This window comes from Halobacillus karajensis, from assembly GCF_900108515.1.
In the GTDB taxonomy this organism is placed as follows: domain Bacteria; phylum Bacillota; class Bacilli; order Bacillales; family Halobacillaceae; genus Halobacillus; species Halobacillus karajensis.
This window is the reverse complement of record NZ_FNWW01000004.1, coordinates 185,965-205,944: the sequence shown is the minus strand read 5'-3', so window position 1 is coordinate 205,944 and position 19,980 is coordinate 185,965. Positions and strand designations below refer to the sequence as shown.

The window sequence follows — 19,980 nt, the reverse complement described above, 5'->3', positions numbered from 1 at the left end:
ATTCCTCCTTTTTCGGCGCATAGTAAGAAAAAGGAGGATGACCATGCCATACATACTATCGTCCGGTATTCAATGTGCTGAATATCCTTGTCTGCAAACGGATGTTCAGAAACTTGTTTATGACTTATTTCCTCTGAAAGAAAATGAGAAAAAAAGACTCTTACCCATATTTGAACATGCAAATATTGAAGAGCGTCAGTTTGCCGCCCCTTTGTCATGGTTTAAAGAACCGCGCGGTTTGGAAGAAAGAAATACATTGTATCACCATAAAGCATTGAAGTATTCCATAGAAGCTATTCAATCCTGCTTATCCGGTAATCATTTGTCTGAAGAGGTTCCTCCTTATGATGTAGATCATATTATTTTTGTTTCTTCGACAGGGATTTCAACCCCAACACTTGACACCTATATAATGAATGAACTCGGCTTCCGAGATGATACGAAACGCTCGCCTCTTTTTGGTCTTGGTTGTGCGGGAGGAACAAGCGGGTTAGCTAGAGCTTATGAGTGGCTGATCGGTCATCCATCCCAGAGTGTGCTTGTCGTTTGTGTGGAGCTTTGCAGTCTGACCTTTCAACCTGAGGATTCTCGGGTGAGCAACTTTGTAGGCACGGCCTTGTTTGGTGATGGAGCTTCAGCTGTTCTAGTCGTAGGTGATAAATCGAAGTGGTTGAAAAGATCTAAAAGATCATTAGCTAACATTCTGAACGCAAGCTCAAAGACAAAACAAAATAGCACAGATGTCATGGGATGGAGAATTGTGGATACAGGTTTTGAAGTGATTTTTAATAAAAGCATTCCAAAGCTAGTAAGACAATTTTGGAGTATGCATGCAGATGAGGTGATTAAAAGGAACGGATGGGCTATTCAAGAGCTCCCTTTTATTATTGCGCATCCTGGAGGTCGTAAAGTATTGGAGGCTTATCAGGAAGTATTTAATTTAGGAGAAAAGGTTCTGGATATTCCGAGAAAAGTCTTAGCTTGTCATGGGAATATGTCTTCCCCAACGGTCCACTTTGTCCTACATGAAGTGTTAAGTAACCAACCAGGTAAAGGTACAAAATCAATGATGACTTCCTTAGGCCCAGGTTTTAGTTCAGAAATTATCAGCTTGGAGTGGATGTGAAATGGAAATTTTCTTATGGATGATTTTTTCTTTCATCATTTTTCAAAGACTGGGTGAACTTGTGCTTGCAAGTCGAAACCGTAAATGGATGTTGAAAAGAGGAGCGAGGGAATGGGGGCAAGGTCATTACTTTCTTTTCATTCTTTTGCATACCGCCTTTTTTATGGCTATCATCATTGAGTTTGTTTGGACATCCTTCCAACAGCAACCGCTATTTTACCCGGCTCTCGCGATCTTTCTTACCTTGCAAGTACTAAGAATGGCTTGTATTAAAACACTGGGGAAAAGGTGGAATACTAGGATCCTTGTAATGCCTGAAGAGAAACCCATTCGAAAAGGGATATATCGTTATATCAAACACCCTAATTATGTCATTGTTTTCTTTGAAATGATGGTAATCCCTGTTTTATTTCATGCTTATTTAACAGCTCTTGTATTTCCATTTTTACATTTACTCCTACTCACCATAAGGATTCCAGTAGAAGAAAAAGCGCTTGAGGACAGGGCCTGAATATTCTAAAAACGTTGCACTTCCTTTCTTCATTTGCTATAATCCTAAATAGAAATGAAAATCATTATCAATTGGAAGGGTTAGGTGCGATCATGTTTATCATCATATTCCTGGTTGTAGCCGTTTATAGCAGTCTGATGGTGTATATGTTAGCCAAAGTAGGCAGTTTGCCAGCAAAGTCGGTTTTAGATCTATGGAAAATGAAGCAAGTTCGATCTCAGTCCAAGCCTGAAAAATCATATGAACAAACCATTTCGATTAGATAAACCTACACCTCTTATATCTGATCGTTTTACATTCAATAGTAAGCTTTAAAGGACTTCCGTTAAGGAAGTTCTTTTCGTGAAGAGAGAGTATTTTGATAAAAAAGAAATAACGAAAAATTTTAAAAAAAGGAAAAACCGCTTTATTTTTGTTATGATAGGGAAAAAAGGGGACAGGTGTCGATGGCAATCTACATATCGACGATGAATGAGAGAATAAGGAGCGGCTTATGTATAGAAACACACTAGCTTACTTTCTTGAAGATCTTTGGAGTAAAGGCTTTAAATTGAGTGATGAGGATGTCCAATTTATTTATTTTGGAAAAAATTCTGCTAATGCACCCGAATGGAAGACTATTGTAGCGGTCAAAATGACACTTAAAGTCCAACAGACATTCGATCCAAGCTTCTTCATCAGCATCCTTGAACATATTGCTAAAACCGATATCACCAACAAGCGGATGGCATATGAGTCTATTGAGGAACAGTTATCTATCGCAAAGACTACAAGTAGATAAAAACCCAGATCTATAAATGATCTGGGTTTTGTTTATGCTGAAGACATTGCCGTGCCAAACGATCAGCATTTTTATTTTGTTTATCGGGAATCCACTTATAAAAGACAAGTGAGAAATTCTCTTCAAGCTCCAAAATTTGCTGATACAATGGAAGGAATTTTTCATTCTTTGTGTAGCGCTTATCCATTGTATCCACTGCAATTTGTGAGTCAGAGCGGATCGATATAATTTCATTTGGATATATTTTCTGGCAGAGTTCCAGGGCTCGTATCATCGCAAGAAACTCCGCTTCATGGTTTGTCCATGAGCCAAGGTAAAATTGATATTCCTTCATCATTTGCTTCTTTTTTATAATGATTCCAGCAGCACTCGGTCCCGGATCACCACTACATGCAGCATCTGTATAAACTTCTATCATGTTATGACCCCCTAGTTAGAATGAGGCATTTTTTTAGCAATATAAAAGAAAGGCGTATCCATTGCAGCTACAATAAACTTAATGACATACGTCGTTATAAAAATCTCAAGCCAAACCTCAAAAGGATATACACCAATAAAAGCAATGAAGCAGAAAATACTTGTATCTAGCAGCTGACTAACCATAGTGCTCCCATTGTTCCTGATCCAGAGGGACCGGTCAGATGAAAATAAGTGTTTCAGTTTTGCATAAAGCCAAACATCAAAATATTGACTGACTATATAGGCGACCATACTCCCAATAGCGATTCTAGGAACAAGCCCAAACAATGTTTCTAAAGCTGGCTGAGCGATATCATTTTCACCAGGGTTAAAAAGGAGAGCAGATTGCATGATGATTGTTAAAATAACCAACGTAGAAAAACCCATCCAAACTGCTTTTCTGGCCTCTTTTGTTCCATACTTTTCATTTAAAATATCAGTAGCGAGAAATGCTGTCCCATATACAATATTTCCGAGGGTTGCATTCAGACCGAACATTTCGATCGTTTTTACAACTTGAATATTGGCTATAACCGTAGACATCCCAATCCATACAAATAAACCTGGTTTACCAAACATTCGGTAAACACCTAATAATAACCCGAAATTAATAATGGCAAATAATATCCAAAGTATCTCATTACTCATCGTTATTTCCTCCTTAGTTTTGATATCGCGGGAGTTTACGAACCGCGGGTAAAAACAACCAACAGCGGTTTATTATACGATGGAATGAGCAGAATAGCAAGAAAATCCCAGGTTTATTCATAATATGGCAATTAGTTGGAAGACTCCATTCCAAGGTTATTATTTAGTGGATCGGGGCGCGGGGGATGGATCGCTTTACAGCACGACATGATTTGGGCTCGTTCAATGTTGCAATGACGTGCCGACCTTAATCGAACATTTATTACGGTTTGCCAACCTCCCCGCGAAAAACGAATAGCTTCCATCGCGAGTTCGTATTACAAAATATCGAGAAACTGAGGTTTCTGGATAAGGAGAGGAGGTAAAGAAAAAGCAACCTCCGAGGAGGTTGCTTTTGAGCATGCATTTTATTCTTTCACAACGTTCGCAGCTTGTGGGCCGCGGTCGCCTTCTACGATTTCAAAAGTAACGGCTTGACCTTCTTCAAGAGACTTAAAACCTTCTTCCTGGATAGCAGAGAAGTGTACGAACACATCGTTTCCACCCTCGACTTGAATGAAACCGTAACCTTTTTCTGCATTGAACCATTTCACTGTACCATTTTGCATGTTCTGTTTCCTCCTAAATCTTGCACGTAAAACGTGGAAATTACAAATAGCAGATCGAAAAAAAACTCATAGAAGAATCGGAACAATAAATTCCGAAGCACTTCTATGAGGAACTACCTGTCATTTATGTTTCCGACCATGATATTTGCTTAATTCAAATATATCGTATGCAAAAAGGAGCGTCAACATTCAGATTATATTAAATTTTAATCGAATGTAAGCGTTTCTTTTATGTGCCTTACTATGTCTCAAAGGAAGAGTGGGTTACAATGGGAAAAGATACATAAGGGAAAGGAAGATCGTCGATGAAATCTGATATAGAAATCGCCTTGGAAGCAACGATGAAGCCGATTAAACAAATTGCTGAGCAGCTAAACCTTTCTGAACAAGATTGGGAACCATATGGACATTATAAAGCCAAGCTTTCGGATCAACTTTTAGATAAAGTTTCTACAAATAAAAGAGGGAAAATTATATTAACGACATCCATCAATCCTACTCCTGCGGGTGAAGGAAAATCTACGGTGACAGTTGGGCTTGGTCAAGCATTTAACCAGCTTGGCCAAAGAGCAATAATTGCCTTAAGGGAACCCTCTCTTGGACCTACGATGGGGATTAAGGGAGGTGCAGCAGGTGGAGGATATTCACAAGTGGTCCCCATGCAGGAAATCAACCTTCACTTCACGGGTGATATCCATGCTATAACAACGGCAAATAATGCACTCTCTGCTTTTATCGATAACCATATCCATCAAGGAAATGAGCTGAATATAGATCCTCGAAGAATTGAGTGGAAACGTGTTCTGGATATAAATGACAGGGCTTTAAGAGAAGTGGTTGTTGGCTTAGGAGGGCCAGTTAAAGGGGTGCCAAGAGAAGATGGTTTCAATATATCTGTTGCTTCTGAAATCATGGCCATCCTTTGCCTCTCTAAAGACTTGATGGATATGAAAAAGAGATTATCCGAAATCGTCATCGGTTTTACCTATAAGAAAGAACCGGTCACCGTAAAGCAGTTGGGAATGGAAGGCGCTCTTACGCTTTTACTAAAGGATGCAATAAAACCAAACCTTGTCCAAACTTTGGAAAATACCCCGGCAATTATTCATGGAGGACCATTTGCTAACATCGCTCATGGTTGTAATAGTGTCATTGCAACAGACCTTGCCTCAAAGCTTGGAGATTTTGTTGTGACAGAGGCGGGATTTGGAGCTGATCTGGGAGCAGAGAAATTTCTCAATATTAAAACACGTGCTGGTGATCTTGAACCGGATGCTGTAGTTATAGTGGCTACGATTCGGGCGTTAAAAATGCATGGTGGCATGGAAAAAGATCAATTGAAAAAAGGAAACCTTGAAGCATTAAAAAATGGAATGGGTAACTTGGAAAAGCATGTGGAAACAATCGAACAGTTTGGACTTCCTTTTATTGTTGCGATTAATCAATTTCCGACAGATACAAACCAAGAGATTTCCTACCTTAAAGAATGGTGTGAACAAAGGGGAATAGATGTTTCCCTTACGAATGTATTTGCCCAGGGGGGCCAAGGCGGTATAGATTTAGCGGAAAAGGTCATCCGGACCTGTGAAGAGAAAGAGGCACCAATGAAATACCTGTATCAACTGTCGGATTCAATTGAAAAAAAGGTTGAGCGTGTGGCGAAAAATGTTTATGGCGCGGAGGGTGTAGAGTTTTCGTCTAAAGCAAGAAAGCAGATCACGCAAATGAATGAATTAGGCTATGGTCATCTACCTATTTGCATGGCCAAAACCCAGTACTCTCTATCTGATGATCCGAAGAAACTCGGCCGCCCTGAAGGGTTTATTGTGACGGTAAGAGATATTTACCTTTCGGCTGGAGCAGGTTTTCTAGTGGCCTTAACGGGGAATGTTATGACAATGCCCGGATTACCTAAGGAGCCGGCTGCTTTAAATATGGATGTCAATCAAGATGGAGGCATTCAAGGATTGTTTTAATCCATATACGAATTAGCTAAGGTTTGCTACAATAACCCAAGTACATAGAAGATACAAATGGTCCTGCAAGTCAACAAGATTAGATCTAATGAAGGAGGGTCCAACATGACGATTCGTATTGGTCTCACGGGGTGGGGGGACCATCCAACCCTTTATTCTGATCGAACGAAATCGGAAGAAAAATTGTCGTCTTATGCTTCACATTTTCCAGTTGTTGAAGTCGACACGGCTTTCTACGCAATACAACCACCAGAAAGGTACGAAAAATGGTTGAAAGAAACACCGGATTCTTTTTCTTTTGTCATTAAAGCCTTTCAACAGCTTACTGGCCATGATAGGCAGTCACGTTCGGTTCAGGAAGCACGTGACTTGATAAAGCGGTATGAAGAATCCATTCAACCCGTATGGGAAAAGGGACAGATCAACGCCCTGCTCTTTCAATTCCCCCCATGGTTCGATGTTCGAAGAGAAAACATTCGGAAATTGCGTTATATTAGGGAGTGGTTAGAACGGTACCCGATTGCATTGGAGTTCAGGAATAGAACATGGTTTGAACAGAATTATTATCAACAGACCCTTTCCTTTATGAAGGATCAGCAATGGATTCACAGCATATGTGATGAACCACAGGCAGGGGAAGGTTCCGTTCCGCGTGTTTTGGTTCCAACACATCCGGATAAAACGCTCGTCCGTTTTCATGGCCGCAATGTTCATGGTTGGAACAAAAATGGGCGAAAAGATTGGAGGAAAGTTCGTTTCTTATATCGCTATAATGAAGAAGAACTGCTTGAGTGGAAAGAACAAGCCTTAAAACTGGAAGAGATCACCCCTGACGTCACACTGTTATTTAATAATAATTCAGGTGGAGACGCCGCAGATAATGCGAAGCAGATGATGGACATGCTGAATCTAAAATATGAAGATCTTAACCCAAGACAAATGGATCTTTTTAATTTCTAGGGGGAAAATATGGATCAGATGGCTGTACTGCAGCAAATCACTCAATACATCAACCAATTATTTCATGAGGACGCAAGCGGGCATGATGCTGTTCATATGAAGCGTGTAGCTAAGTGGGCCAGGCGTTTGGCCTTAGACGAAGGGGAGGATCCTTTTCTTTGTGAAGTTGCTGCATGGCTTCATGATGTAGGGGATTATAAATTGTTTAGGGATCCCGCAAAGGTAATAGAAGAAAGAAATCAATGGCTTTTTAAACTCGGCTTCTCAACAAAAGAGAAGGATATCATACACGATGCTATTGCAACCGTATCCTTCTCTAAAGGTTCTTTACCAAGTTCAAGGATTGGGGCAATCGTACAGGATGCAGATCGTTTGGATGCCATAGGAGCCGTAGGGATCGCCAGGGCTTTTGCCTTCGGAGGAGCTAACAACCAGCCGATTTATAATGAAGATGGCTTGGGGTCTATCGATCATTTTCATGAAAAGCTATTAAGACTGAAAAAACAGATGAATACAGAAAATGGAAGAATAGAAGCTGAAAAGCGTCATCAATTCATGCTCCACTTTTTAGAAGAATTTCACCGTGAGCAATGATACAGAAAAGGGGAATAGATATGGCAGTAAATGAACAGGCGTATTTGAATCTTTGTGAACACGTTCTTAATGAAGGAAACTCAAAAGGGGACCGTACAGGGACGGGGACTTTTTCCGTTTTTGGACATCAAATGCGCTTTGATCTTCAAATTGGTTTCCCTTTAATCACAACTAAACGTGTCCCGTTTAAATTGATTGCAAGCGAATTGCTGTGGTTCATCAAAGGCGATACAAATATTCGTTATCTATTGGAGAACAACAACAATATCTGGAACGAATGGGCTTTTCAAAATTGGGTAGAGAGTGAAGATTATGAGGGCCCGGATATGACGGACTTTGGCCGCCGCAGTCAAAAGGATGAAGAATTCAAAAAGCGCTATGTTGAACAAATGGATATTTTCAAGGGGAAGATTCTTAGCGACGATGAATTTGCTCAAAGGTTTGGAGATTTGGGGTCTGTATATGGAAAACAATGGAGAGAGTGGAAGACTAGCAGAGGCGGGACAATTGACCAGCTTCAAAATGTGATCGAAAACATAAAAAAGAATCCTGATTCTAGAAGACACATTGTTACTGCTTGGAATCCGGAAGATGTACCCTCCAATATGGCTTTACCGCCGTGCCATACACTGTTCCAGTTTTATGTAGCGGATGGAAAACTTTCGTGTCAGCTTTACCAGAGAAGCGGGGATATCTTTCTGGGGGTACCATTTAATATTGCAAGTTATGCATTACTTACCCATTTAATTGCCCATGAATGTGGGCTTGAAGCAGGGGAGTTTATTCATACGCTAGGTGATGCCCATATTTATAGTAATCACCTTAATCAAATTAGAGAGCAGTTAACACGAGCACCCAAAAAATTACCTACCCTTTTAATGAATAAAGAAAAGGAAAGTATTTTCGATATTGAAATGGAAGATTTAAAAGTAGAAGGTTACGATCCTCATCCGAGTATTAAAGCTCCTGTAGCCGTTTAATTTTTTGTTGAGAGGTGGTCTAAATGATTTCATTTATTTTCGCAATGGATAAGAATCAATTGATCGGAAAAGATAATGATCTTCCGTGGCATATCCCGAATGACTTTAAATTCTTTAAGGACAAGACATGGGGAAAAACAATTATAATGGGAAGGAAAACGTTCGAGTCATTTGGGAAACCTCTACCAGAAAGGACCCATATTGTCATTACAAGTAATAAAAACTATGACCGTAAAGGATGTACAGTTATTCATTCTATTGATCAAATTTTAGAGTTGGAAAAAGAAAATCCTGAGAAAGAATGGTTTGTCATTGGCGGCAGTGTCCTTTTTGAAAAAATGCTTCCTTATGCAGACCGTATGTATTTAACTTTCATTGATGCTAGTTTTGAAGGGGATACGTATTTTCCGGACTTTGATACATCGGAATGGGCCCTTCTGTCCGAAACAAAGGGTCTGAAGGATGATAGAAATCCTTATGACTATTATTTCAGAACTTATGAACGGAAGCATCAATCATGATGGAAGGAAAGGTCTGCGGGGTCTTTCTTAATGGTGGCGGGTCCACAAGAATGGGGTCTGATAAATCTGCGCTTTCTTTGGGGGCCTTAACCCCTGTGGAATTAATAACGTCTACACTTGCTCAACTGACAGATACAATTGTAGTCAATCAGAATTATTGCGACCATCCTCGTTTTCTCACGATTCCAGATAGGTTTAAAAATGCAGGGCCTCTTTCGGGGGTGCATGCGGTCATGAAAGCCCGCTCGGAATCATGGTTTGTTTTGGCTCCTTGTGATACCCCGTTTATTATGGAGGACGTATACCGCAAACTAATGAGTGAAGTGAATCATTCGGATGATGTCGTTATTCCTGTACATGGATACAGGCTCCATCCTTTGTCAGGGGTTTATCATAGAAGGATATTCCCCCAACTAGAAACTTACCTTTCGAATGGTGGGAGGAAGGTCATTGGTCTTTTCGACAAGGTGAAGGTTAAAAAAGTTCATACTTTCCCAGGGGTTGAAGCTGGTAAGCTTGCACGGCATTTTTTCAATATGAATACACCAGAAGAATACGCTAAAGCAAAAGATTTGCTTGAAAGCTGGAATAAGTAAAGACTTTAAAACATGGACCATGGTAAGATAGAAACGATGGTTGGAGAGAGAAATATTTCTTGAGAATGTTTCTTTTCTTGCTATATTCTTGTAAAATATAGGTGAAGTACGCATTGAAGGCGGTGAATGGACATGCTGTCAAGTATCGGAATACCAGGGTTGATTTTGATTTTGACCATCGCGTTAGTCATTTTCGGCCCGAAAAAATTACCTGAAATCGGAAAGGCTGCAGGAGAAACATTAAAAGAGTTTAAAAACTCTGCTCGCGATCTTACGAATGACACAACAGAACCTAAGAAACCAAATGGACATAAGAGTGAATCTTAAGACATAACTAGTGGAGTGATAGACCATGTTATCAAGTATCGGTGTACCAGGTCTCATTCTGATTTTAATCATCGCACTTGTCGTATTCGGCCCGTCCAAACTGCCGGAGATCGGTAAAGCTTTTGGAAGTTCTTTGAAAGAATTCAAGAAAGCTACCGGCGACATTATGTCCGATGATGAAAGCAGTAAAAAAGAGAAAAAAACTAAAGAATAAAATGAATAGAGAAGGTGTAAGGGTATTCTCCTTACATCTTCTTTTTGTCAGGCTCATACAAGCCTGGAGGTGAATGAAGAGTGTCAGAACAAAAAATGACTCAGGATATAGAGATGAATGTGACGGATCATTTAAGTGAATTACGTAAGCGGGTAATATTGACACTTGTCTTTTTTATCGCTTTTTTCATTGCAGGATTCCTTTATGTTGAGCAAATTCAAGCTTTTTTTATTAAAGACTTACCATTCGAACTGAATATGACCAGTCCAGGGGAAATTATATGGATTATTTTCACCATAGCCAGTCTCGTCGCTATTATTGGGACTCTTCCCATTTTATCTTTACAGCTGTGGCTTTTTATTAAACCAGCGTTAACACCGAAAGAACGACGTGTGTCCCTTTCCTACATCCCTGCCATATTTTTATTATTCCTTGGAGGGCTAACCTTTGGATATGTGGTTTTTGTTCAATTAATCCTCCCGTTTTTATTATCCTTAAATAATGGGATGTTTAATGAAATTTATACAGTAGAACGGTATTTCAGGTTCTTGTTCAGAGTAACCATTCCATTTGCTGTACTGTTTGAAATACCAATCATTATTATGTTTTTAACAAGTCTAGGTATTGTAAATCCTGTATTTTTAGTGAAAGTAAGGAAATATGCATATTTCATATTAATTATTATTGGTACGATTATATCTCCACCTGACTTTATTCTACAGTTAGTCGTCGCGGTACCGCTGATTATTTTGTATGAAGTCAGCATCATTCTGTCCAAGGTAGTTTACCGTAAAAAGCTTGAAAATCATCGAGCATTTATGGAAACAGATGATGAAAACGATACATCAGTATGATAGTATAACTAGAATTCGAATACCCTAGAATTGGCTCAGAGAACTGTTTCTCTGAGCTATTTATTTGAATGAAATCAATATCTTTTGCTGAACATGGAGGAACATGATAAAAATAAAGTAGGCACGGATGAGGAGGAATACGAAAAATGAGGTCTTTTTACCATTATATGATGAGATATCGTGGAAACCGGAAAAATGATGAGGAGAAGCAACTGGCTGAATGGATGTTTGATGATCACAGTTTTCCGAAACAGGCGAAATCCTATGATGAAATTAGCCGGTATTTAGAATGGAATGCACCATTTCCATCGGCTTTAGCTGTTTTTGATCGGTTATATGAAAAATACTTAATAGAAGAAGAATAAATGAGAAGGGTGATTTTTTGAAAATCCTGCATACAGCTGACTGGCATCTGGGGAAGATCGTTAATTATGTACATATGACGGAAGATCAACGGTATATCCTTCAGCAATTCATCGATATTGTAAAGGAAACTGAACCGGATGTGATTGTGATTGCCGGTGATCTTTACGATCGTTCGATCCCTCCGAAACAAGCGGTAGAACTTCTAAATGAAATTTTAACGATATTGATCAATGATTTTCAAATTCCTGTTCTGGCTATTTCCGGAAATCATGATAGCCCGGGCCGTTTAGAATTTGGGAACCAATTGTTTAGAAATCAAGGTCTTTTCTTGGATACTAAACTTACAAAAGAACGAAAACCAATCACTTTATATGATCGAAAGGGACCTGTCCACTTTCACCTTATTCCATATGTGGAGCCCGCAGAAGTGGCCTATGTGTTTAATGATGATAGGATTAAATCTCACCAGGAAGCCGCTGAGAAATTAATTGAGGATATTAAGGATCGTTTTAACATGGAAGATCGCCATGTTTGGGTTGGTCATGCTTTTTTAGCGGGGGGGATGGAATCTGAGTCAGAAGAGCGGTTGTCTATGATTGGGGGAAGTCCTTATGTAGATGCACGCTTGTTCAAGGATTTTTCCTATGTCGCCTTAGGACACCTTCATCAACCTCAGAGAGTCACAGAGGAATATATTCGTTACAGTGGGTCAATTCTGAAGTATTCTTTCTCTGAAGCGAACCATTCAAAATCTATAACGATCGTAGAAATGGATGAAGACGGACATTGCGCTATCGAAAAAATCCCTCTTACCCCTAAAAGAGATTTCCAAATCATAGAAGGGTATTTTGAAGAATTGCTAGCTGGTGAAGCGGTGAGCAATTCTGAGAACTATCTCCATGTAAGGCTCCTAGATGATGGCCAGCTTGTAGACCCTATGGGCAAGTTGCGTCAGGTTTATCCAAACATTCTGCATTTGGAAAGACGCAGGTCGATGACGAACCCGCAAATGGACGAACTTCATGAAGTAAGAGAGCGACAACAATTATCACATGCCGATCTCTTTGCTTCCTTTTATGAGGATATTAAGGGTGACGGCATTTCTGAAGAGAGAAAAAACATGATTAATCAAGCCATCGATCAACTTAAGAAGGAAGAGAGGGAGCAATAATATGAAAGCGTTGAAACTCACGATGGCAGCTTTTGGTCCTTACCGAGATAAACAAACCATTGATTTTACGAGCTTGGGCGAAGAGTCTATTTTCCTAATTACAGGTCCAACAGGCGCAGGAAAGACGACAATTTTTGATGCGATGTGCTTTGCGCTATATGGTCGTGCAAGTGGCAGTGATCGAGATCAGGATACCATGCGCAGTCACTTCGCTAAGATCGAAGAATCTACCTATGTTGATTTCTCTTTTGAACTACGAGGAAAAATGTATCGCATTGTTAGAATGCCTAAACAACAGAAGAGAAAAGAGCGGGGAGAAGGTTGGAAAGAAGAACCGGCGAGAGCAGAGTTCTATATGATTCAGGATGAAAAAGAGCTGCTGGTTGCCTCCAAAATTAAAGAAGTAAATGATTACATTGAAGAAATATTGGGTTTGGATTACGAACAGTTTCGCAAAATGATTATGATTCCCCAAGGAGAATTCAGGAAGCTGATTTCTGAAAATAGTAAAGAGCGGGAAGAAATTTTACAACGAATCTTTAAAACAGAATTTTTTGCGCAGTTGACTGATTACTTTAAGAAGCAAGCGAAGGATCTGGAATCAGAAATTAACCAATTCGAATGGAAAATCGAACGAGAAAAGGAAAAAATAAACTGGGGGGAAGAAGCGGATGAAGAGTTGGAATTTCAAGAGCTTTCTAAAGTAAGAGAGCGACTCCAACAACGAATTATTAAACAGGAAAAGATGGTCTTGGAAGAGGAAGATCAAGTAAAACACTTGCAGCAAAAAACTGACCACCTCCAGGAACTTTATTACAAAGCCAAACAACTCCAGGACCTCTTTGAAGAAAAAGAACAATTATCTGTAGAAAAGCAGAAGTTAGATGAGAACCAGGAAAAGATTCAGGAACTAAAAAAGGAATATTCTCTTGCCAGAAACGCCGCAGAGGTACGTCCATATGAGAAGCAATATGAAGAGCGAAAACAAGAACTTGGCCGTTTGCGTCAAAATCAAAAAGAAAAAATAGAAACCTATCACCAAGTTCAAGAAGATTTTCGTAAGATAGAAGAACAATATATCCAGGAAGCTGATAAAGAGAATGATCGAGAAAAATTAAAGCAAGCGTGGCAGAAGAAAATCCAGGAGAAAGAGCGCTTAGAAGAATTTGTACAGAAGAAAGAACAGGTCAGGCAGTTAGAACAACAATCCGAAAAAGATGAAGAAGCTCTTCAAGAGTATAAACGTATGGAAGACGAACTAAATAAACAGCTTAAAGGTCTAAGGGAGAAAACCAGAGAAGAGCGTCTATTAAGGGAATCTGCGTTTAAAAAGAAAGAAGAGCACCGAACATTAAATATAAGAAAAGAAGCTACAGAACGTCTGTTGAATGAGTGGAAGAAACTGAAAGAGTTACGTGGAAACTATCAATCTTCCTTAACAAATTACCGTAAAATAAAAGATGATCATTTGGCAAAGAAATCTGCCTACGAACAAGCAATGGAGGAAATTAGAAAACACCATGCTTACACAATTTCTCTCCATTTAAAAGAGGGGAGTCCATGTCCTGTATGTGGCTCTTCTGAGCATCCAGCTCCCGCGAGTAAACCTGCTCAAATCCAGAACGAGCAAGAACTAGAAAAGTTAAAGAGACAATATGAACAGGCTGGTCTAAATTATGAGCAGGCTCAAAGTCAGTTGATGGAAGTGAAATCAGAAGGTGAAGCACAAAGGCAATTGACTGAGAGCATTTGGAACGATTTGAACAATGAAGATAAAATGTCGGAAGAATCCATCCAAGATGTCTTACATGCTTGTCATAAGCACATGGAGGAAATAAAAAAGGAATATGACGATCTACAGGAGAAACTAAAGGAATTGCAATCCTTTGAAAAGAAGATCGATCACATAGAAAGACAATTGTCTTCCATTCAAGAAGAGAAGGAAAAACTTCTTCAAACCTATAATGATAGGCAGAAAGAGTTAGCAAAAAGGACCACGGAATTGGATTCTCTCCATGAGTCAGTTTCTTTCACTTCGTATGATCCTCAAGTGGTAGCTGAAGAAGTAGCTAAGAGTGAGATCCTCTATAAACAAGCAGAACAGACATGGAGAGACATTCAAAAGGATTATCAAGCGAAACGAGATAAATGGCAAAAAATTCAAACCGCTGTGAATGAAGGGGAAAACTACTTAAAACAGAGTGAAATCGCTCTGGAACAATGGAAGAAGGAATTTGATCAAACGCTTGTTCAATTCTCATTTTCTTCAATAGAATCCTATAAGAATGCCCTCAAGGAACCTTATATCATTGAGGAGATGTCAGCTGAAATTCAACAATATCAACAGAGAGTCAATGTAGTACAGAACAGGTTGATGGAATTAGAGACAAAACTATCTACCTATCAAAAACCTGATTTACCATCTTTACAAGTAAACTTAGATGATGTGCGTAAAGAGCTGAATGCCCAGCGAGAGGTATGGAATAATCTCCACCTATCCTTACGCCAAAACTTGGAGATTCGGGATACCATTACTTCTCTTGTTGAAGAACAAGGGGAACTTGCAGCGAAATATTATGATATAGCAGAGTTAGCCCAAATTGCGAGGGGTGACAACCATTTGCGACTTTCCCTGGAGCGGTATGTTCTTGCATCGTATTTAGATGAAATACTCCTTCAAGCAAATCTACGACTCGATCAAATGACCGATCACCGTTATCAGTTGATTCGAAGTGACGCGGTGGCTAAACGTGGGGCACAAAGTGGCCTGGACCTTGAAGTTATTGATCATCATACAGGCCAGCAGCGTTCGGTTAGAACATTATCTGGCGGAGAAGGTTTTAAGACCTCTCTAAGTTTGGCTCTAGGCATGGCTGATGTGGTTCAAGCCCATGCGGGTGGTGTCCAATTGGATACATTATTTATTGATGAAGGGTTTGGTACCTTGGATGAAATTTCTTTGGAGCAAGCTATAGGGTGTTTAAGAAGTTTACAAGATGGAAATCGTATGCTGGGCATTATTTCCCATGTCCAGCAATTAAAAGAAGAAATCCCTGCAAAATTACAGATCCATTCAGGTCCTCAAGGCTCCAAAGTAGAATTTGTGTTTCAATAAAGAAAGATACATTGCCAATCATTTTTAACTGTCAGAAGGATTTTGGCTGTTAACCACGGGAAATGTCAAGATTCTTACGTAGTTATAATGGACAAAGAGGAAGCTTGTCATATTCTGCGCTTGCCCGGGAAATATCTTAGAGTGGTAGTGGAAGGAATGAGATCATGAATCATCTATCAAATGAATGGAAATCTATTTTAAAGGACGAATTTAAAAAAGATTACTTCTCCTATTTACAGGATCAGGTGAACCAGGAGTATCAAAAGCGTACGGTATATCCTCCATATGATGAAATTTTTTCGGCCTTAAATTATACCTCTTATGAATCGGCAAAAGTAGTAATCATCGGCCAGGACCCTTACCACGGTGAAAATCAGGCCCATGGGTTAAGTTTTTCTGTTCGCCCTGGCAATCGCATCCCTCCATCGCTGCGTAATATATATAAAGAATTAAAGGAGGATCTGGGTATTGAGATACCACGACATGGTTACCTGGTTTCATGGGCAGAACAAGGGGTGCTGCTTTTAAATGATGTTTTGACAGTCAGAGCTGGTGAAGCGAACTCCCACAGGGGCTTAGGCTGGGAGAAATTCACAGATGCAGTAATCCAATCGTTAAATAAAAGAAGTCGTCCATTGGTTTTTATCTTGTGGGGGAAGCATGCACAAAAAAAGGGAGCGGTTGTTGATCGGGATAAGCATCTTGTCCTCACTTCTTCCCACCCGAGTCCTTTTGCTGCTCATCGAGGTTTTTATGGTAGTCGTCCATTTTCAAAAGCTAATCAATTTCTTAAACAAAATGGAATGGACCCAGTGGATTGGTCTTTACCTAAGAGGTAAGAAAAGCATGAGCCCATACCAGTTTTTAAAAAAAGCATATGCTAGAGTATTCTAAAGTTTCGGAGGGGTTTTTATGTTTCCAACAGGTCAACCGCCTTTCCCTCCTATGGGGCAATTTCCAGGTTTTCAACAAGCTGCAGGACCACAGATGATGCGTTCCATGGCTCCTTTTGCCAATGCTGGAAGCAGGGGCATCGGGGGATTTGGAATTCCTGGCTTCTTAGGAAACTCAGGGGTTGGAGCTGGAGCACCAGGTTTTTTTGGGGGAGGAACGGGATTAGGAGCTCAGACACTCGGGGCCGCTGGATCAGCAGCGAAAACAGGCGGAGCTGGCTGGCTCAGTCATATGCAAACCGCATTGAAAGCTATGCAATCAGCAGCTCCAATGATGCAGCAATATGGTCCCATGTTAAAGAATATCCCTGCCATGATTAACATGATGAAGATTATGAATGAACCGGACGATGAGGATGAAACAGGACCTGTCGAAAGTAGCCATAAGAAAGAGGAGTCTTTCGATTGGGAATCCACAAGTACGTTAGACGATAAAGATAAGAAAACAAGACCTCAAGGTGCATCACAGCCTAAATTGTATATTTAGGCTGTGCGTGTGGCTTGATTTTTTTTCTGTAGTTAGCAAAAATAAGGACATATCTAATAGTAAAAGACCGATCCTTTAGGAGGTATTATTTTTGAATAAACATTTAGAAAAAGCAACATTTGCAGGGGGTTGTTTCTGGTGCATGGTTGAACCTTTTGACGAACGCCCTGGGATCGAATCCATTCTCTCTGGCTATACTGGCGGACATACGGAAAACCCTACCTACATGCAAGTCGTTACGGAAACAACAGGTCACAGGGAAGCTGTACAAATAACTTTTGATCCCTCTAAATTTCCTTATGAACGACTCGTTGAACTGTTTTGGCAGCAAATCGATCCCACAGATGTTGGGGGCCAGTTTGCTGATCGCGGCCATTCTTATACGACTGCCATCTATTTTCACAATGAGAGACAAAAGAAAATAGCTGAAGAGAGCAAAAAGGCTTTGGAAGCTTCCGGGAAATTTAAGGAACCGATTGTAACAGAAATCCTACCAGCCGTAACTTTTTATCCTGCTGAAGATAAACATCAAGATTATTATAAAAAGAATCGTTTTCATTACAAGCGATATAAGAAAGGATCCGGACGAGCAGATTTTATTAAAGATCGCTGGAGTTATCACAAGGACCAAGAGGATTTAAAACAGCGTTTGACAGATATACAATATAAAGTTACTCAGGAAAATGGGACAGAACGTCCATTCCAAAATGAATTCCATGATCACGACGAAGAAGGGATCTATGTCGATATTGTTTCAGGCGAACCACTCTTCAGTTCCCGGGATAAATACGATGCTGGATGTGGTTGGCCAAGCTTTACTAAACCTATTGAAAAGCAGCAGGTCAAAGAAGAAGTGGACACTTCTCATGGAATGTTCCGCACGGAAGTACGAAGCGATCGTGCAGATTCTCACCTTGGACATGTTTTTGAAGATGGTCCTTCTGATCGGGGCGGGCTTCGTTATTGCATTAATTCTGCTGCGCTGAAGTTTATTCCAAAAGGGGAAATGGAACAAGAAGGCTACGGGTATTTAACGCATCTTTTTGAGTAGGAAAGCGGATGTGTCAACAATGAACGTTCTTTCCCCTTCTCCAGCTGGTACAATAAAAGAAGGGGGAGGAGAAAAAGTTTGAGAAGAAAAAAGATCCTGATCCCATAGGTTTCATTAAAATAACTCTCGGACAAACTTAACGTAAGCCGGAGCACTTTCTATGAATACTTCAATACCAAGGAACATCTCATCTTTACTTACATGAAATACATCATGGAAGAGATGACGAAACAAATTAAACAAATTCCTGAGAGGAACCACCCAATCATAAACTTTATCGTCTGTTATATACCTTGCTTAATTCCAGAAACGTATCATATTGACCAGATGATTCGAGAATTGCACAGCAGCGATAAAAATCTCACCCTTTTTTACCGTACAAAAAAGGCATGAGGATTTAATGGAAACTTATAAGATTATGATCAGTTGTTCGATTTGATTGAGAATGGGGTAGCAAAGGAATAGCCGCTTCCTATAAAGGAAGCGGCTATTCCTATTCGAAACTTGTTTAACGTTTGATTTTTATTATTCTAAATGGAGGTTCCATTGTAGTACTTGTAAACACCGGGGGATTTGTTAATTCAGCCATAGGAGGTTTTTTTTAGTGACTAGGATCCCGATGATGAAAACTTATCTCGTTGCTCTCCCAGGAGGGGCGCTATTTAAAATCCTTGGGATCCCTATTCCATGGATATTGGGGCCAATCGTATTTGTAGTAATTGCTAAATATTGCTCCTCTTTGGAATCAGATACGTCCCCTATAGCAAAAAGCATGGCTTTTGTTTTACTCGGTATTCAGATCGGGCTCAGTTTCACTGCACAGACATTTGCTTTGATTGTTCCATACATACTGCCGTATACAGTGTTAACGATTTTAATGATTGGGTTCAGCTTAATAGCCGGACTTTACATATCTAAATTTGCGAATATTGATAAGATGACAGCACTAGTGGGAAGCTCGCCAGGAGGGCTGTCGGCAATGATTGCGGTCAGCGATGCTTTAAAAGGGAATAGTGCACTCGTTACGATTTTCCATACATTAAGGCTTGTTAGTGTATTATTCATTATTCCTTTTTTCGCCACTCATTGGGTATCGAGTTCCTCACCCGATGGAGGAGCTGGGGAGCTAATAAACACAGAAGACGGCTCTTTATGGACGATTCCGCTTTATGTCATTTTTGCCTTAATCGGTTGGAAGATCAGAGACATCGTTCCCGCTTCTCTTGTAATCGTGCCCATGTTGTCCATTGGGATTTTGCAGTCGTCCGGGGCCCCGTTTTATCCATTGCCTGAAGTCCTTTTCATTTTGGCTCAACTTATTATCGGAGCTTATTTAGGTCATACGGTTTCTCTAAGGGAAATCATTCTATCCGGAAAGACATGTTTATACTTTTTTATATTGGCTTTGTTTACGATTGGTTTAGGGATTGGATTATCCTTTTTATTAAGCTGGTGGACGGCTATGAATTTAACTACAGCTGTTTTATCACTGGCCCCGGGAGGACTTGTAGAGATGTCGATTACAGCAGAACAAACAGGGGGCGAGCCCGCAATCGTTAGTTCATTGCAAACAATTCGGTTATTAATCATTGTTTTAATTCTCCCGTTCGTATTTAAGAATGCATATAAGCGCTGATTTTGACCTTATCTTGAAATGAAGATAAAATAATCGTAGATATTGG

The 19,980-nt window shown here is 39.9% G+C and carries 23 protein-coding genes; 20 read left to right on the top strand and 3 right to left on the bottom strand.

The features are described from left to right. Nucleotides 1–43: 43 nt before the first annotated feature. The 4 genes from BLW54_RS10190 (at nt 44) to BLW54_RS10180 (ending at nt 2,418) form a co-directional block, all read left to right on the top strand. Complete coding sequence (locus tag BLW54_RS10190) at nt 44–1,126, top strand: type III polyketide synthase (RefSeq protein WP_035504989.1); 1,083 nt, start codon at nt 44–46, stop codon at nt 1,124–1,126. A 1-nt stretch (nt 1,127) separates the two neighbouring features. Next, entirely contained in the window at nt 1,128–1,637 is a 510-nt protein-coding gene (locus BLW54_RS10185; RefSeq protein WP_074734403.1) for an isoprenylcysteine carboxyl methyltransferase family protein, read from the top strand. Nucleotides 1,638–1,729: 92 nt separating this feature from the next. Next, nucleotides 1,730–1,903 carry a hypothetical protein gene (locus BLW54_RS20720; RefSeq protein ID WP_155996958.1) on the top strand — a complete coding sequence of 58 codons (174 nt, stop codon included), beginning with the start codon at nt 1,730–1,732 and terminating at the stop codon, nt 1,901–1,903. A 227-nt stretch (nt 1,904–2,130) separates the two neighbouring features. Continuing rightward, nucleotides 2,131–2,418, top strand: a complete 288-nt coding sequence (locus tag BLW54_RS10180) for a DUF6123 family protein (RefSeq protein WP_035504992.1) — start codon at nt 2,131–2,133, stop codon at nt 2,416–2,418. 10 nt (nt 2,419–2,428) lie between these two features. Here BLW54_RS10180 and BLW54_RS10175 read toward each other — a convergent pair whose 3' ends face one another. From BLW54_RS10175 to BLW54_RS10165, 3 genes are all read right to left on the bottom strand, one after another. Continuing rightward, nucleotides 2,429–2,836, bottom strand: a complete 408-nt coding sequence (locus tag BLW54_RS10175) for a ribonuclease HI family protein (RefSeq protein WP_074734400.1) — start codon at nt 2,834–2,836, stop codon at nt 2,429–2,431. A gap of 11 nt (nt 2,837–2,847) precedes the next feature. Then, on the bottom strand, nt 2,848–3,525 hold the full coding sequence (locus BLW54_RS10170) for a queuosine precursor transporter (protein ID WP_074734397.1): 678 nt from the start codon (nt 3,523–3,525) through the stop codon (nt 2,848–2,850). A 407-nt stretch (nt 3,526–3,932) separates the two neighbouring features. Then, on the bottom strand, nt 3,933–4,133 hold the full coding sequence (locus BLW54_RS10165) for a cold-shock protein (RefSeq protein ID WP_035504999.1): 201 nt from the start codon (nt 4,131–4,133) through the stop codon (nt 3,933–3,935). A gap of 305 nt (nt 4,134–4,438) precedes the next feature. On the opposite strand from BLW54_RS10165, the gene BLW54_RS10160 reads away from it, so the two are divergent. The 16 genes from BLW54_RS10160 (at nt 4,439) to BLW54_RS10085 (ending at nt 19,934) form a co-directional block, all read left to right on the top strand. Next, nucleotides 4,439–6,109, top strand: a complete 1,671-nt coding sequence (locus tag BLW54_RS10160) for a formate--tetrahydrofolate ligase (protein ID WP_074734394.1) — start codon at nt 4,439–4,441, stop codon at nt 6,107–6,109. Between the two features lie 105 nt (nt 6,110–6,214). Next, complete coding sequence (locus BLW54_RS10155; protein ID WP_035505003.1) at nt 6,215–7,069, top strand: DUF72 domain-containing protein; 855 nt, start codon at nt 6,215–6,217, stop codon at nt 7,067–7,069. Nucleotides 7,070–7,078: 9 nt separating this feature from the next. After that, the gene (locus BLW54_RS10150; RefSeq protein WP_074734392.1) at nt 7,079–7,663 is read left to right on the top strand and encodes an HD domain-containing protein; all 585 of its coding nucleotides are present in this window, start codon (nt 7,079–7,081) and stop codon (nt 7,661–7,663) included. Nucleotides 7,664–7,683: 20 nt separating this feature from the next. Beyond that, nucleotides 7,684–8,643, top strand: a complete 960-nt coding sequence (locus tag BLW54_RS10145; RefSeq protein WP_035505007.1) for a thymidylate synthase — start codon at nt 7,684–7,686, stop codon at nt 8,641–8,643. Between the two features lie 23 nt (nt 8,644–8,666). Further along, complete coding sequence (locus BLW54_RS10140) at nt 8,667–9,164, top strand: dihydrofolate reductase (RefSeq protein WP_074734390.1); 498 nt, start codon at nt 8,667–8,669, stop codon at nt 9,162–9,164. Continuing rightward, complete coding sequence (mobA, locus tag BLW54_RS10135) at nt 9,161–9,760, top strand: molybdenum cofactor guanylyltransferase (RefSeq protein ID WP_074734388.1); 600 nt, start codon at nt 9,161–9,163, stop codon at nt 9,758–9,760. The genes BLW54_RS10140 and mobA overlap by 4 nt, the downstream gene beginning before the upstream one ends. 132 nt (nt 9,761–9,892) lie before the next feature. Continuing rightward, a complete protein-coding gene (locus BLW54_RS10130) occupies nt 9,893–10,087 on the top strand; it encodes a twin-arginine translocase TatA/TatE family subunit (RefSeq protein ID WP_035505010.1) in 195 nt (64 codons plus the stop codon). 25 nt (nt 10,088–10,112) lie between these two features. Further along, a complete protein-coding gene (gene tatA, locus BLW54_RS10125) occupies nt 10,113–10,301 on the top strand; it encodes a twin-arginine translocase TatA/TatE family subunit (protein WP_035505012.1) in 189 nt (62 codons plus the stop codon). 95 nt (nt 10,302–10,396) lie between these two features. Next, entirely contained in the window at nt 10,397–11,155 is a 759-nt protein-coding gene (tatC, locus tag BLW54_RS10120; protein WP_074734653.1) for a twin-arginine translocase subunit TatC, read from the top strand. A gap of 146 nt (nt 11,156–11,301) precedes the next feature. Beyond that, the gene (locus BLW54_RS10115; protein WP_035505014.1) at nt 11,302–11,520 is read left to right on the top strand and encodes a YozE family protein; all 219 of its coding nucleotides are present in this window, start codon (nt 11,302–11,304) and stop codon (nt 11,518–11,520) included. 17 nt (nt 11,521–11,537) lie between these two features. Then, nucleotides 11,538–12,692, top strand: a complete 1,155-nt coding sequence (locus BLW54_RS10110; protein WP_035505015.1) for an exonuclease SbcCD subunit D — start codon at nt 11,538–11,540, stop codon at nt 12,690–12,692. Between the two features lies 1 nt (nt 12,693). Next, on the top strand, nt 12,694–15,807 hold the full coding sequence (locus tag BLW54_RS10105; protein WP_074734386.1) for an AAA family ATPase: 3,114 nt from the start codon (nt 12,694–12,696) through the stop codon (nt 15,805–15,807). A gap of 164 nt (nt 15,808–15,971) precedes the next feature. Next, nucleotides 15,972–16,646: a uracil-DNA glycosylase gene (locus BLW54_RS10100; protein WP_074734384.1), complete on the top strand. Its 675-nt coding sequence runs from the start codon at nt 15,972–15,974 to the stop codon at nt 16,644–16,646. A 73-nt stretch (nt 16,647–16,719) separates the two neighbouring features. Beyond that, nucleotides 16,720–17,247 (top strand): VrrA/YqfQ family protein, encoded by a 528-nt coding sequence (vrrA, locus tag BLW54_RS10095; RefSeq protein WP_074734382.1) that lies wholly within the window; start codon nt 16,720–16,722, stop codon nt 17,245–17,247. Between the two features lie 91 nt (nt 17,248–17,338). Next, nucleotides 17,339–18,298 carry a peptide-methionine (R)-S-oxide reductase MsrB gene (gene msrB / locus BLW54_RS10090; RefSeq protein ID WP_035505021.1) on the top strand — a complete coding sequence of 320 codons (960 nt, stop codon included), beginning with the start codon at nt 17,339–17,341 and terminating at the stop codon, nt 18,296–18,298. A 604-nt stretch (nt 18,299–18,902) separates the two neighbouring features. Beyond that, nucleotides 18,903–19,934: an AbrB family transcriptional regulator gene (locus BLW54_RS10085; RefSeq protein WP_244153501.1), complete on the top strand. Its 1,032-nt coding sequence runs from the start codon at nt 18,903–18,905 to the stop codon at nt 19,932–19,934. Nucleotides 19,935–19,980 lie beyond the last annotated feature (46 nt).

Bases quoted from the DNA above. Each gene is read 5' to 3' on its own strand.
- tatA (WP_035505012.1), top strand. From the start codon at position 10,113: ATGTTATCAAGTATCGGTGTACCAGGTCTCATTCTGATTTTAATCATC.
- BLW54_RS10100 (WP_074734384.1), top strand. From the start codon at position 15,972: ATGAATCATCTATCAAATGAATGGAAATCTATTTTAAAGGACGAATTT.
- BLW54_RS10180 (WP_035504992.1), top strand. From the start codon at position 2,131: ATGTATAGAAACACACTAGCTTACTTTCTTGAAGATCTTTGGAGTAAA.
- BLW54_RS10105 (WP_074734386.1), top strand. From the start codon at position 12,694: ATGAAAGCGTTGAAACTCACGATGGCAGCTTTTGGTCCTTACCGAGAT.
- tatC (WP_074734653.1), top strand. From the start codon at position 10,397: ATGACTCAGGATATAGAGATGAATGTGACGGATCATTTAAGTGAATTA.
- BLW54_RS10130 (WP_035505010.1), top strand. From the start codon at position 9,893: ATGCTGTCAAGTATCGGAATACCAGGGTTGATTTTGATTTTGACCATC.
- BLW54_RS10170 (WP_074734397.1), bottom strand. From the start codon at position 3,525: ATGAGTAATGAGATACTTTGGATATTATTTGCCATTATTAATTTCGGG.
- vrrA (WP_074734382.1), top strand. From the start codon at position 16,720: ATGTTTCCAACAGGTCAACCGCCTTTCCCTCCTATGGGGCAATTTCCA.
- BLW54_RS10165 (WP_035504999.1), bottom strand. From the start codon at position 4,133: ATGCAAAATGGTACAGTGAAATGGTTCAATGCAGAAAAAGGTTACGGT.
- BLW54_RS10160 (WP_074734394.1), top strand. From the start codon at position 4,439: ATGAAATCTGATATAGAAATCGCCTTGGAAGCAACGATGAAGCCGATT.
- BLW54_RS10155 (WP_035505003.1), top strand. From the start codon at position 6,215: ATGACGATTCGTATTGGTCTCACGGGGTGGGGGGACCATCCAACCCTT.
- BLW54_RS20720 (WP_155996958.1), top strand. From the start codon at position 1,730: ATGTTTATCATCATATTCCTGGTTGTAGCCGTTTATAGCAGTCTGATG.
- BLW54_RS10185 (WP_074734403.1), top strand. From the start codon at position 1,128: ATGGAAATTTTCTTATGGATGATTTTTTCTTTCATCATTTTTCAAAGA.
- BLW54_RS10140 (WP_074734390.1), top strand. From the start codon at position 8,667: ATGATTTCATTTATTTTCGCAATGGATAAGAATCAATTGATCGGAAAA.
- mobA (WP_074734388.1), top strand. From the start codon at position 9,161: ATGATGGAAGGAAAGGTCTGCGGGGTCTTTCTTAATGGTGGCGGGTCC.
- BLW54_RS10190 (WP_035504989.1), top strand. From the start codon at position 44: ATGCCATACATACTATCGTCCGGTATTCAATGTGCTGAATATCCTTGT.
- BLW54_RS10145 (WP_035505007.1), top strand. From the start codon at position 7,684: ATGGCAGTAAATGAACAGGCGTATTTGAATCTTTGTGAACACGTTCTT.
- BLW54_RS10115 (WP_035505014.1), top strand. From the start codon at position 11,302: ATGAGGTCTTTTTACCATTATATGATGAGATATCGTGGAAACCGGAAA.
- BLW54_RS10150 (WP_074734392.1), top strand. From the start codon at position 7,079: ATGGATCAGATGGCTGTACTGCAGCAAATCACTCAATACATCAACCAA.
- BLW54_RS10175 (WP_074734400.1), bottom strand. From the start codon at position 2,836: ATGATAGAAGTTTATACAGATGCTGCATGTAGTGGTGATCCGGGACCG.